General features: G+C 28.6%; 10 protein-coding genes and 1 pseudogene. 9 read left to right on the top strand and 2 right to left on the bottom strand.

The window, feature by feature from the left end; translation table 11 throughout:
- Positions 1 to 173: 173 nt before the first annotated feature.
- The 6 genes from Q0K52_RS12920 to Q0K52_RS12945 all read left to right on the top strand — a co-directional run bounded on the left by Q0K52_RS12920 (position 174) and on the right by Q0K52_RS12945 (position 5,497).
- Positions 174 to 1,256 (top strand): class I SAM-dependent methyltransferase, encoded by a 1,083-nt coding sequence (locus Q0K52_RS12920; protein ID WP_297300067.1) that lies wholly within the window; start codon positions 174 to 176, stop codon positions 1,254 to 1,256.
- A 249-nt stretch (positions 1,257 to 1,505) separates the two neighbouring features.
- Complete coding sequence (locus Q0K52_RS12925; protein ID WP_297300069.1) at positions 1,506 to 2,291, top strand: exodeoxyribonuclease III; 786 nt, start codon at positions 1,506 to 1,508, stop codon at positions 2,289 to 2,291.
- A 99-nt stretch (positions 2,292 to 2,390) separates the two neighbouring features.
- Positions 2,391 to 2,723: an STAS domain-containing protein gene (locus Q0K52_RS12930; protein WP_297300071.1), complete on the top strand. Its 333-nt coding sequence runs from the start codon at positions 2,391 to 2,393 to the stop codon at positions 2,721 to 2,723.
- Between the two features lie 39 nt (positions 2,724 to 2,762).
- Positions 2,763 to 3,083 carry a YggT family protein gene (locus tag Q0K52_RS12935; RefSeq protein ID WP_297300073.1) on the top strand — a complete coding sequence of 107 codons (321 nt, stop codon included), beginning with the start codon at positions 2,763 to 2,765 and terminating at the stop codon, positions 3,081 to 3,083.
- 10 nt (positions 3,084 to 3,093) lie between these two features.
- The gene (locus Q0K52_RS12940) at positions 3,094 to 5,214 is read left to right on the top strand and encodes a CDC27 family protein (protein ID WP_297300076.1); all 2,121 of its coding nucleotides are present in this window, start codon (positions 3,094 to 3,096) and stop codon (positions 5,212 to 5,214) included.
- Positions 5,215 to 5,287: 73 nt separating this feature from the next.
- The gene (locus Q0K52_RS12945; protein ID WP_297300078.1) at positions 5,288 to 5,497 is read left to right on the top strand and encodes a DUF1858 domain-containing protein; all 210 of its coding nucleotides are present in this window, start codon (positions 5,288 to 5,290) and stop codon (positions 5,495 to 5,497) included.
- A 489-nt stretch (positions 5,498 to 5,986) separates the two neighbouring features.
- Here Q0K52_RS12945 and Q0K52_RS12950 read toward each other — a convergent pair whose 3' ends face one another.
- On the bottom strand, positions 5,987 to 6,733 hold the full coding sequence (locus Q0K52_RS12950) for a DUF3108 domain-containing protein (RefSeq protein ID WP_297300080.1): 747 nt from the start codon (positions 6,731 to 6,733) through the stop codon (positions 5,987 to 5,989).
- A gap of 204 nt (positions 6,734 to 6,937) precedes the next feature.
- Here Q0K52_RS12950 and Q0K52_RS12955 point away from each other — a divergent pair, with 204 nt between their 5' ends.
- The 3 genes from Q0K52_RS12955 to Q0K52_RS12965 all read left to right on the top strand — a co-directional run bounded on the left by Q0K52_RS12955 (position 6,938) and on the right by Q0K52_RS12965 (position 10,592).
- Positions 6,938 to 7,807, top strand: a complete 870-nt coding sequence (locus Q0K52_RS12955) for a DMT family transporter (protein ID WP_297300081.1) — start codon at positions 6,938 to 6,940, stop codon at positions 7,805 to 7,807.
- A 43-nt stretch (positions 7,808 to 7,850) separates the two neighbouring features.
- Positions 7,851 to 8,969: an AAA family ATPase gene (locus Q0K52_RS12960; RefSeq protein ID WP_297300083.1), complete on the top strand. Its 1,119-nt coding sequence runs from the start codon at positions 7,851 to 7,853 to the stop codon at positions 8,967 to 8,969.
- 477 nt (positions 8,970 to 9,446) lie between these two features.
- The gene (locus Q0K52_RS12965; protein WP_297300085.1) at positions 9,447 to 10,592 is read left to right on the top strand and encodes a cell surface protein; all 1,146 of its coding nucleotides are present in this window, start codon (positions 9,447 to 9,449) and stop codon (positions 10,590 to 10,592) included.
- A gap of 2,031 nt (positions 10,593 to 12,623) precedes the next feature.
- Here Q0K52_RS12965 and Q0K52_RS12970 read toward each other — a convergent pair.
- Positions 12,624 to 12,842, bottom strand: a pseudogene (locus tag Q0K52_RS12970) (ATPase); the annotation flags it as partial.

Genomic DNA, 12,842 nt, shown 5'->3' on the forward strand with positions numbered 1-12,842 from the left:
ACAGTCTACAGTCTACAGTCTACAGTCTACAGTCTACAGTCTACAGTCTACAGTCTACAGTCTACAGTCTACAGTCTACAGTCTTAAACAATATACACAAAAATCTATTTATAGCATGTCATTTTATCCTAAACCTTTAGGATAGTTAATTTTATAACTAAAGAGAGTAATATATGCAAATATTTGAGCCTGATAAATTTGAAACAGAAATATTAGATAGTATAAATGATATTTTAGATATAAGAACTTATTCCACTAGAAATAGTACACTTTCTGAAATGTCATATAAACAAAGATGTTTTCTTAATGGAGTAATAAGGCAAGTAAAACCTAAAAAAATTTTAGAAGTAGGAGTGGCTGGCGGCGGCAGCTCTGCTATAATATTAAATGCTATTAAAGATATAGATGGTAGTTTTCTATATTCTATAGACTATAATGAAAAGTACTATAGAGATTCTTCAAGAAATTCTGGTTTTATAGTTAATGAAAAATTTCCTGAATTATCTAATAAATGGAAATTATATTTGGGCGGATTATCTGCTAAGTATATGGAAGAAATAGGCGGTGATATAGATTTATGCTTGTTGGATACAGTACATAGTAATCCAGGAGAATTTTTAGATATTTTATTTATATTACCTTATCTTAACAAGAACGCTATTCTTATATTGCATGATATAGCTTATCATTATTATTTTAGTGAAAAGAGCTATACTAATGGAATATTATTTTCCTCATTGAAAGGTAAAAAAATTATGCTTAATGAAGATTATTTTGGAACAGAAGTTGGAAATATAGGGTTAATAATATTAGATGATGATATAATGGAAAGAATTTTTGACTATTTTTATTTGTTAGCATTACCTTGGATATATATGATATCAAAAGAAGATATTGTTGTTGCTGAACAATTCATACGAAAACATTATGGCGAAAATTACGCTAAAATGTTTTTAAATATAGCTTTACACTATCAGGAAAAAATTAATAATACTAAAATCAATGATCTCACTACTAAAGCTAGTAATTCTGAGAAACAAATTAAAGATATTTCTTCTAAGTTAAATAATATAGAAAAACAAATTAAGGATATGACTTCCAAAGAAAACAATATAGAAAAACAAATTAAAAGTATAAATTCTAATATAAATAATACAGATAAAAAAATTAATAATGTAATTAACTCATTAGCTTGGTGGATTCCAAATAGAAAAAAAAGAGAGAAATTTAGAAATGATATGAATAATACTAAATAATTTATTTACTATTTCAGTATAAAATAATATTTATTAGTTATGTATTATTTTATTACCAATATGTTTCAGGTGTTAAAGAATTATAGATTGAGTAAAGTCTAAACTATAAATTTTTTAGTAATTTATATGCTTAAAAGCACAAATCCATATCACAATACAATTTTTATATATAGTTGTATTATTATTGCATAAAGTTTATAATATATAAATCTATATAATTATTCATTAAAAATAAAGGTTATTTTGTCAATGAGTCTTTTAAAAATTATATCTTGGAATGTGAATGGAATAAGAGCGGCACATAAAAAAGGATTGGTTGATTTTATAAAGAAAGAAAATCCTGATATAATATGTTTGCAGGAAACTAAGGCTTTTGAAGAACAGCTTCCTGAAGATTTGAGAAATATAGAAGGCTATGAGCTTTTTATTAATCCTGCTGACCCTGAAATAAAAAAAGGATACAGCGGTGTGGCTATATACACAAAATTAAAACCTAATAAGGAAATTAAAAATAAATTAGGAAGTAAATTCACAGACAGAGAGGGAAGAATATTATCATTGGAATTCGATGATTTTACTATATTTAATGTGTATTTTCCAAACGGCGGAAAGTCAGAAGAACATTTCCAATATAAGCTTTCTTTTTATGATGAGATAACTAAGCATTTAAGCAAATTAAAAGCAAAAACTAATGTTATATTATGCGGTGATATGAATATTGCCCATGAAGCTATAGATTTGGCAAGACCTAAAGAGAATGAAAAAAGTATAGGTTTTCTTCCAGAGGAGAGAGAAAAAATAACTGAATTCTTAAATAAAGGTTTTACTGATACTTTCAGAATGTTTGTTAAAGAAGGCGGACATTACAGTTGGTGGGATATGAAAACAAGATCCCGTGAAAAGAATGTAGGTTGGAGAATCGATTATTTCTTTGTTAATAATGAAATGGTGCCTGATATAAAAAGAGCAGATATTTTAACAGAAGTAATGGGCAGCGATCATTGCCCTATACTTATAGAATGGGATAAAAAGTAATAAATAAAAAATTACTTGATTTTTTGAAGTTTTATAATAATATTAAAGCTATAATTATAGTTCTATTTTTTTCATCTTTTTTTATGTAAAGGAGTTTACATGGTTCGTACAGTCATTGATGATAAAACAGCCATTATAAATGTAGAAAAAAATATCATATCTGAAAATGTTGATATATTAGAAGAAAAATTAAATAGTGTAAAAAATGCAGGCGTTTTAAACTTTATATTCGATTTTCATAATATTGAATATATGTGTTCATCTGCTTTAGGATTAATAGCATCTACTTTAAGAGTATCAGGAGAAAATGGCGGAGTTGTTTATTTTTGTTCTTTAAGCAAACAGTTAAGAGCATTATTTGAAGCTACTAAATTTTTAACTATAGTAAGTACAGCTGATAATGCTAATGAAGCTCTTAGTAAGATAAAATAAATAAAGTAGATAAAATAAATAAAAAATAATAGGTATTATATGCTGGCTGAAATTATAGTTTTTATATATAAAGTATTAATGCAGGCTTTGAGGCTTTATTCATTTATATGGTTTATTTGGATTATTATAAGTTGGCTAACAGCTTTTGGAGCTATTCATTTAGATTATTATAATCCAATAGTAAATTTCTTTTATAAAATAACTGATGGAGTGATAGATAAAGTTTTTGGTAATTTTAGAGACAGGCTTATAATAGGAGTTATAGATATATCGCCATTGATATTTCTTTTGCTTCTTCAAATGGTCGCTCCTTTAGTACTTAAAATGGTATTTACATTTTTATTAAGGATTGTTGCATAGAGAAATTATTATGAGTTCTTTAGATGAAATAAACAAATATATCGATGATGGTGATTATAAAAGAGCTATAGAGGAGCTAGACCTTATTATATCTAAAGAACCGGATAATGCCAGAGCATTTTATATGCGAGGTAAATCCGCATTTATAGGTCTTCAGCATGAGGAATTCGACAATACTAAATATGATGCCAGAAGGGCTTTAATATATTCCACAATAGAATATGATCTTAGCAAATCCATAGACATAGACCCTGATATAATAGATGCCTATAGAGGATTAATGTATCTCAATAGGGAATTAAAGAATATTAATAAAGAAAGAGAATATGCTCAAATACTTTTTGAAAAAGATTCTTCTGCTTATGATGCATTACTAATACTAGCAAGCAGTTATTTAAATAATGGAGAGAATGAGGCAGATTTCCATCAGGCTATAGGGTACTATGATGATTTTATCAGCAATGTTGAAGATAACAGAATAGCAAGATTTGAAAGAGGACTTTGTTATTATAATCTCAATATACTTCCTAAGGCAGATATAGAAGCCAATTCACTTATATATGATTATCCTTTTTATGATGATGCTTATTTCCTTAAAGGAATTATACTTGCCAAAAGAGTCTCAAATTCAGAATTTTATGATGATGCAATATTTTTCTTTGATAGGGCAGTAGAGATTAACAATAAAAATTATAATTCAATTTATGAAAGGGCTGAATGGTATTTCAATAAGGGTAATTATAGAAAGGCTATAGAAAATTATAATGAACTTTTAAAAACTAATAATAAATACAGATTAAATGCATTGCTTGGAAAGATTCAGGCTTTACATGATTTAATTATAGAAAATGAAGATAAATATTATCCGGACAGTCAGGAAGAAGGAAAGGATTTAAAAGAAGTTTTTTATTTGCTTGATAAAGTAATAGATGTGCTTGGTATTAATAGTTTGCAGTATAGATATTACAGAGCAAATTTATATGCTTATCAAGGAGAGATTAGAAAATCCATATCAGAGTTTAAAAAGATACTTAATGAGAATCAGGAATCTTGGATATATGAAAAAATAGCAGAACTTTATCATAATTATGCACAAAGCGATGATGATTATAGAGAGGCTTTAAAATATTTATCTCATATTGATAAAAGCGAGTATAAACATTCTACATTTTATATATTAATATTCTCTAATTATGAACTAAAAAATTATGAAACAACAGCTGAACTTTGCAAAGAGTTTTTTGAGTATACTCATGAAGATGATGAGGAAATATATTATATAAAATTCATATATGCAGATTCATTGCAGATGATAGGTTCTAAGGATTATGAACTTATATTACAGAATCTTAAAAGCTGTTTGAACAGTCAATTAGATAAAGCAACAATATACCGTTCTATAGCTGAGATACTTCTTTATAATATGCCAAGTCAATATAATGAAGAAGGCATTTATATGTTAAAAAAGGCAATAGGTTTGAATGATGCTTTATCATATTTCATATATGCAAAAGAATTATTTTACGGAGATATTATAGATCCTTATCCTGAATTAGCTATTGGAATTGCCAATATGGCTTTTGATATAGATAATACTTTGGAATGTGCACTTACAGTTATGGGCAAGGGGTATGAACTTGGACGCGGTATAGAAAGAGATGATAAAAAGGCATTTGAAACTTATTGTAGGGCAAAAGAAATTGCTGATAAAAATAATTCAAAATGTTCATGTGCAAGCGGACTTGTGGCACATTGCTATTATAATGGAATAGGTGTTGAGAAAGATGAAAATAAAGCTTTTGAAATTGTGAAAGATATTGCTAAGAAGAAGGGTAGGGATTCACATGATCATATAGCATTGTTATATTCATATTTTGCACTTAAAAATATAGAAGGTTTTGATTTGAAAGAAGCTTTAATTTTATTTGAGAATGCAGATTATAATAATTTATATATAGTAATGACTTTAAAAAGAATATATAAAAGATTAGGTTTCCATTATGATGCAAAAAGAATGTCAAAAATGGAGAATAAGGCAATGGAATTAGTAGGAGAATTGAATATGTCTTATTTAAGAAAATACATAAGAAAGTTCAATGACTTCTATCCTATTTTGAATATTATACTTTGACAAAAAAATTAATTATATATATTATATATACATATAATTAAAAAATATAAAAAATTAAAAGAAGGAAATAATTATGATAAACAAAACTATGAGTATAGGTGAAATTATACAAATCTTTCCGGATTCAGTAGAAATAATGATGAATCACGGTCTTCATTGTGTAGGCTGCCATGTTGCTAGCTGGGAAAGCTTAGAAGAAGGCTGCCGCGGTCATGGTATGAATGATGAGCTTATTGAGAATTTAGTTAAAGAAATAAATGAAAAATATGAAGCTAGTAAATAATTTGCTTTATTAATTTTTATTAGTATTCAATTAAAAAGATAGTATCAAAAAATATTAATGATACTATCTTTTTTATTGCTATTCTCGTGACGAAGTGCTGCCTATAATCAGCAAATAAATAAATTTATTTGCTGGCTTCGACTCGCTTATTATTTTTTATTATTGCTATGCTTGTCTCCGCCCATAACTAGCAAATAAATAAATTTATTTGCTGGCTTCGACTCGCTTTATTATTTTTTATTATTGCTATGCTTGTCTCCGCCTATAATCAGCAAATAAATAAATTTATTTGCTGGCTTCGACTCGCTTATTATTTTTTATTATTGCTATGCTTGTGACGAAGTCCATCTTTGGTGCCGCCTATAATCAGCAAATAAATAAATTTATTTGCTGGCTTCGACTCGCTTATTATTTTTTATTATTGCTATACTCGTCTCCGCCCATAACTAGCAAATAAATAAATTTATTTGCTGGCTTCGACTCGCTTTATTATTTTCCGTCTTTATATTGTCTGATTATTCCTCTTACCCTTATAGTAAGACCATAAACTTTTTGTTCTGCTATGATTACATCTAAAGGTACTTGATTGTATTTGTCTTTTGCTATTAAGGCATCAGTTCCGTATTTATCTTTTTCATATACTCTTACAGTGGATAATTTTTGTCTTTCTAATTTTGTTTTTAAATCTTCTCCATTTTCTATTGTGAATCTTATATCCTTTTTAACATTTTTTCCTTCAAGCCAATTAACTTTAAAAGTACCAATATTTTTATCAACGAAACGCATGAAAAATACTAGAGATAAAGCGTCAAAAGCCATTCCTTTAAACTCTATTTTTTCATCAACAGTTCTTTTATCATTGAATATATAATAGCCTTTATTGAAAACTAAACTTTCTTTATTAGTCCAATCGCCCTCATGAGTATCTTTTGTTAAAACTAAAGGAGTAAAGTCATTTGTAGAAACCCAAGCTTCAAATACATCGCTTACTTTATAAACCCAATTGGCAGCACCTGTTGTATATACATGAGCATATAGATGATATGCAGGTACTCCATTTACATTGCTTATGGCAAGTACTTTTGCTTCAAGTGATCCAACTTTTCCGCTTATATTGAATTCCGGTACCTGAGCCAAAACATCATATTTCATATATTCGCCAACTTTAAATGTCTGATTGTATCCAAATAAAAGATTTGAAATTGATATTATTACTATAAAAATATATTTTTTCATAAAATACAATCTCCTTTAAAAATAAAATATCTTATAGTTATTATATACTGAAAATTTGATATTTTGTCAAAAGGAAATTTAAATTTATTTTACAATTATGTAAAAAAATGATATTAAATTATTTTTTTGTATAAAATGGTTTGTAATATTGCAATAGTATTTTTTTTAATATATTATTGTCTTCATTATTTTAGGTTTTGAGTTATGGGAATATTTTTACTTATTGGAGTTATGGCATTATCCGCATCAGCAATATTTGTTAAACTTGCCAATGCTCCTTCATCTATAATGGCATTTTACAGAATATTTTTCTCTTTCTGTGTTATATTTATATTTACAATATCAAAAAAAGATACTAGAAAAGAGTTATTGTCTTTAAGTAAAAAAGAAATCATACTTGGAATAATATCAGGCATATCATTAGCACTTCATTATTTTTTATGGTTTCAGTCTTTAAATCTTACATCGGTAGCAAGCTCAACAGTTATTGTAACATTACAGCCTTTATTTGCATTTGTGGCAGGATATTTATTTTTTAAAGAACGTTATACAAAATTGGCGGTATTAGGTTTTATTATAGCTGTTATAGGTTCTGTAATAATAGGCTGGGGTGATTTCCAATTAAGCAGCAGGGCATTGATTGGGGATTTGCTTGCTTTTATATCGGCTGGATTTATAAGTACTTATTTTATAATAGGGCAGTATACTAGAGCCGGATTATCTACTTTCAGCTGGATAACATTGACTTACTTTTTTGCATTTATATTTTTAGGAATCTTATCATTAATAATGAAAATACCTTTTACAGGATATTCTTTAAATACATGGCTTAATATATTGGGAATAACTTTGATATCAACATTGCTTGGACAGGTGATATTTACTTGGCTTTTGAAATATTTTCCTGCAACAGTTATATCAATGACTATATTAGGCGAGGCGGTAGGAACTTGTATATTAGGTTATTTTATTTTGCATGAAACTGTAAGTTTAAAGCAGTTTATTGGCATAGTTGTTATACTATTTGGTATAGGTTTATTTTTGTGGGAAAAGAGAAAAACTATCACACAATAATTTTGTATAGGGTGTAAATATATAATAATACTTGGAGTTTTTTATGGCAGTAAAGAAAGATAATAACACAGAAGAACAAATACATCAAAAGCCTTTAATGGAGGAACTTTATAAAGATGAACTTGAAGCCTTGAAGAAAGAGGATAAAAGCAGCAAGCCTAAAAACTGGCAATTATCACCTCAGGCTATAAGGGATTTTATATTAGGTAAGAAATTAAAAAGCGGTGTAGAAATAAAGAGAAAATTTTACGGAGATGACGCTTTAGTTGAAAGGGCTATTATAACATTGGCAGGAAATAGAGGATTAATGCTTGTCGGAGAGCCGGGAACAGCTAAAACGATGTTAAGTGAATTATTATCTGCAGCTATAAGCGGAAACAGTACTATAACAATACAGGGTACAGCCGGAACTAATGAAGATAATATAAAATATTCTTGGAACTATGCTATGCTTTTTGCAAAAGGCCCAGTAGAAGAAGCGTTAATTCCTTCTCCAGTTTACAGCGGTATGAGTCAGGGAGTTATTACAAGATTTGAGGAGATAACAAGATGTCCTCTTGAAATACAGGACTCATTAATAAGTATATTAAGCGATAAGATAATGAATATACCGGAACAAAACAGGGTACTGTTTGCAAATGCAGGTTTTAATATAATAGCTACTGCCAATACCAGAGATAAGGGTATTAATGAGATGAGCAGTGCCTTGAAAAGAAGATTTAATTTTGAAACGGTAGAACCTATAAAGAATCCGAAATTAGAAGGCGAGATAATAACAAGTCAATGCCAAACATTATTAGAGTTGTCTGATATTGATGTTGATATAGAGTATGATGTTGTAGATGTACTTGCTACTACATTTAATGAGCTAAGAAGCGGAAAGAGTTTTGAAAATGCTAAGATACAGGAATTAAATTCAGTAATGAGCACAGCTGAGGCAGTTTCAGTGTATTATCAGTCAGCATTGCATTCATATTATTATGGTGATAAGAAGATAAAAATGTCTACACTTGTAGAAAATTTGATAGGAAGTGTGGCAAAAGAAAATAAAGATGATTTGCCTAAATTAAAGAACTATTTTAATAACTCTGTAAAAATGAAAGCTGAAAAACTCGGCAAGCGTTGGAAGGAGTATTATGAAAGCAGGGATTTAATTAAATAATATTTATTATAGTGTTTTTATTGTTAATGTAAAATAATATAGTAGTTAAATATATAGAAATTTTAAGGCTTAGGATTTATTCCTAGGTCTTTTTTATTGCATAAATAATTTTAGAATATATTTATGAAAAGTTAGAGTATGTAAAAGATATTATTTGTGTGATTAATAATATATACAAATTTATAGTTTTTAATGTGTTTTTATTGTTATTATGGTATTTGTGTATATTGTGTATATATGATAAAAATGAATATGTAATTATCTTTAATATTCAAAAGTTTATGAAATTATGAAAGTTATTTATGTAATTATGTTATAAAAAGATTATTTTTTATATAATTATTATTACAAATGTTGACTTTTTATAAAGTTTTCTATACAATAATAAGTAGAGGATCTTTATGGTGTCTATTGAGTCTTTAAGCAATCTCTCAATAGGCACTCGTAAAAGACTATAAAAAAATTAGGAGAAACAAAATGAAAAAAGTTTTATTAACAGCTATGGCTTTATTAACTATAGCTAGTGCTTCAGCATTCGGTATGTATGGTGCAGATAACGGCTGGATCGATTTCTTAGTACATGGAAACCAATTAAGAGCTAGAATGGATCAATTAGGCTTTACTCTTGGTAATGGTATGATCAAAGGTACTTTCGGTTTTAAAGGTAACACTGGTGGTCTTATTATGCATGCTGTTTCAGGTAATGAAATTAAAAATAATGATTTTGCAACATTAGATCCAACTATTTCTATGGGTATTGGTTATACTTCTCCAGTATTCGGTATAGGTGTTGGTTATAACTATACTTTCAAAACAAAAGATTTTGGTATACATACTCCTGTATTAGCAGTTAATGCTTTAAATGATAATTTAAGAATAGCTGTTCCTATACAAATAGGTGTTGCTGGTAATTCTAGTCATGACAATACTTATGTTAATGGCATTGCTAATGGAACAGTAAAAGAGAATTATACATCTGTAAGTATGGATCCGCAAATCAGATACTATACTGGTATAGATGCAGTAAGCCACATAAGATTAACATTAAAATATGGTATGGCTTCTTACAAAGCTGGTACTATTGCACAAACATTACAAGATTATGTTGCTTCTTCTTTCGGTTTCGAATTCAGAATCCACTTCTTGAAATCAACTGTTGGAAACGTTGTAGTTGATCCATTCTTCAGAGTTACTTATAATACTGCTTTAGAGGGTAATTCTTATAGTGTTACAGCAGGTGATAGAACTGCTGCTGTACTAAAAACTACTGCTAAAGATAGATCTAAACCTTATGAAGTATTCTTTGAAATACCTGTTGGTTTAAATGCTAGTTCTGATATAGTTACTCTTTATTTAGAGCCTAAATTAGGTTATGGTTTTGAAGGTCAAGCTGGCGGTGCAACAAAAGTTTCTACTATGAAACATAAACTTGTTTGGGGTGCTTATGGAGAGATTTATATAACTCCTGTTAAAGACTTAGAATGGTATTTCGAAGCTGAAATAGGTAATGGTCCTAGCTATGATGATTGGAATAATGCAATACACGCTGGAAATGGTATTAAATTTAATACTTCTACTGGTATAACTTGGTATTTACCATCTTTAGGCGGTGCTACTGAATAATTAGTTAGATTTTAAGTAATAAGAGTATATATAACTAAACAGAGGGAGGCTCGAAAGGGTCTTCCTTTTTCATTGCATAGTTTATTTTCTGTTTTCAGATTTCTAAATTTTTTATAGTTTATATCGCACGCAGAATAAAGCTTTAAAATAAATGTCATTAAAATTCTAAATATATCAATGAATAAAATTTAATATCCCGTGCGTTGTATAAGCTCCAAATTTAAAAAAATCTTGGGTGGGTGTGCTTTTTCTTTTTGGGCAATAGGGAAATTATGGTTATAATGTCAGAACAGAGTAACAAAGGAAAAAGGGCGGGGGTACTAGCCGTACGGGCTTTCCGAACGGTAATGCTTTTTCTTACAGAAAGTACAATCTATGTTCGGGATAATGCATTTTAGTTTAAGCAGATTTTAAATTTAATAATTGTTTGGGCGGGTGCTTTAAGTTATATTTTAAGCTGTGAAGATAAATAAAATTATATTTCAGAATAAGTAACAATGGAAAAAGGGCGGGGGTACTAGCCGTACGGGCTTTCCGAACGGTTATGCTTTTTATTTTGGAAAGTATAATCTGTGTTCGGGATAGTATCCTTTAATCTTCAAATATAAAAAGTCTTTTTATTTATAAACAATTTTTAAGTAAAACAATATATAATTCATTTATTATTTCTTAACCGCACGGAAGACAAAGCTTTAAAATAAATGTCATTAAAATTCTAATATATCAATAAATAAAATTCTGTAACTCGTGCGTTGTGTGGGCTTTAAGGTTAATAAAAACTTGGGTGGGTGCCTTAATTTCTAATAAAGCAGTGAAGATAAATAAAATTATATTTCAGAATAAGTAACAATGGAAAAAGGGCGGGGCTCTGAATAAAATTCAAAATTTTCTATAAAAAATTAAATTTCTTGGCTCATTTATTAAAAAAGTTTGTTTAACTATAAGGGCGGTACTAGCCGTACGGGCTTGCCGAACGGTAATGCTTTTTCTTACAGAAAGTACAATCTATGTTCGGGATAATGCATTTTAGTTTAAGCAGATTTTAAATTTAATAATTGTTTGGGCGGGTGCTTTAAGTTATATTTTAAGCTGTGAAGATAAATAAAATTATATTTCAGAATAAGTAACAATGGAAAAAGGGCGGGGCTCTGAATAAAATTCAAAATTTTCTATAAAAAATTAAATTTCTTGGCTCATTTATTAAAAAAGTTTGTTTAACTATAAGGGCGGTACTAGCCGTACGGGCTTGCCGAACGGTAATGCTTTTTCTTACAGAAAGTACAATCTATGTTCGGGATAATGCATTTTAGTTTAAGCAGATTTTAAATTTAATAATTGTTTGGGCGGGTGCTTTAAGTTATATTTTAAGCTGTGAAGATAAATAAAATTATATTTCAGAATAAGTAACAATGGAAAAAGGGCGGGGCTCTGAATAAAATTCAAAATTTTCTATAAAAAATTAAATTTCTTGGCTCATTTATTAAAAAAGTTTGTTTAACTATAAGGGCGGTACTAGCCGTACGGGCTTGCCGAACGGTAATGCTTTTTCTTTTGGAAAGTACAATGTACGTTCGGGATAGTATCCTTTAATCTTCGAATATAAAAAGTCTTCTTATTTACAAACAATTTTTAAGTAAAACAATATATAATTCATTTATTATTTCTTAACCGCACGGAAAACAAAGCTTTAAAATAAATGTCATTAAAATTCTAAATATATCAATAAATAAAATTCTGTAACTCGTGCGTTGTGTGGGCTTTAAGGTTAATAAAAACTTGGGTGGGTGCCTTAATTTCTAATAAAGTAGCAAAGATAAATAAAGTTATATTTCATAACAGAGTAATAAAGGAAAAGGGGCGGGGCTCTGAATAAAATTCAAAAGTTTATAAGTCTTTTATTTCTTTTATTATTGCTAGAGATAAACTCGCTCAATAATAGCTGACAACTTCCTTTGTCAGTTATCAGATGCTCGTTTATCTCATATAAATATTCATTAGTAAGACTGATATTATTATGTAAATATCAGTCACTCACAAGTTTTTTATTTCTTCAATAGTTAAGCCTGTGTATTTTGAAATGGAATTCACATCAATATTGTCTTTTTTCATTCCTCTAGCTATTGCTATTTGATTTTCTTTTATTCCTTCCTCTCTGCCTTCTTTTATTCCTTCTTCTCTGCCTTCTTTTATTCCTTCTTCTCTGCCTTCTTTTATTCCTTCCTCTCTGCCTAATCTTCTTTCTTCTTCCAA

It is taken from the genome of uncultured Brachyspira sp. (assembly GCF_944390845.1).
Taxonomy (GTDB): domain Bacteria; phylum Spirochaetota; class Brachyspiria; order Brachyspirales; family Brachyspiraceae; genus Brachyspira; species Brachyspira pulli.

What these genes read in the sequence shown, in the direction of transcription:
- Q0K52_RS12945 (WP_297300078.1), top strand. Translation starts at nt 5,288, where the DNA reads ATGATAAACAAAACTATGAGTATAGGTGAAATTATACAAATCTTTCCG.
- Q0K52_RS12965 (WP_297300085.1), top strand. Translation starts at nt 9,447, where the DNA reads ATGAAAAAAGTTTTATTAACAGCTATGGCTTTATTAACTATAGCTAGT.
- Q0K52_RS12960 (WP_297300083.1), top strand. Translation starts at nt 7,851, where the DNA reads ATGGCAGTAAAGAAAGATAATAACACAGAAGAACAAATACATCAAAAG.
- Q0K52_RS12930 (WP_297300071.1), top strand. Translation starts at nt 2,391, where the DNA reads ATGGTTCGTACAGTCATTGATGATAAAACAGCCATTATAAATGTAGAA.
- Q0K52_RS12950 (WP_297300080.1), bottom strand. Translation starts at nt 6,733, where the DNA reads ATGAAAAAATATATTTTTATAGTAATAATATCAATTTCAAATCTTTTA.
- Q0K52_RS12925 (WP_297300069.1), top strand. Translation starts at nt 1,506, where the DNA reads ATGAGTCTTTTAAAAATTATATCTTGGAATGTGAATGGAATAAGAGCG.
- Q0K52_RS12920 (WP_297300067.1), top strand. Translation starts at nt 174, where the DNA reads ATGCAAATATTTGAGCCTGATAAATTTGAAACAGAAATATTAGATAGT.
- Q0K52_RS12955 (WP_297300081.1), top strand. Translation starts at nt 6,938, where the DNA reads ATGGGAATATTTTTACTTATTGGAGTTATGGCATTATCCGCATCAGCA.
- Q0K52_RS12940 (WP_297300076.1), top strand. Translation starts at nt 3,094, where the DNA reads ATGAGTTCTTTAGATGAAATAAACAAATATATCGATGATGGTGATTAT.
- Q0K52_RS12935 (WP_297300073.1), top strand. Translation starts at nt 2,763, where the DNA reads ATGCTGGCTGAAATTATAGTTTTTATATATAAAGTATTAATGCAGGCT.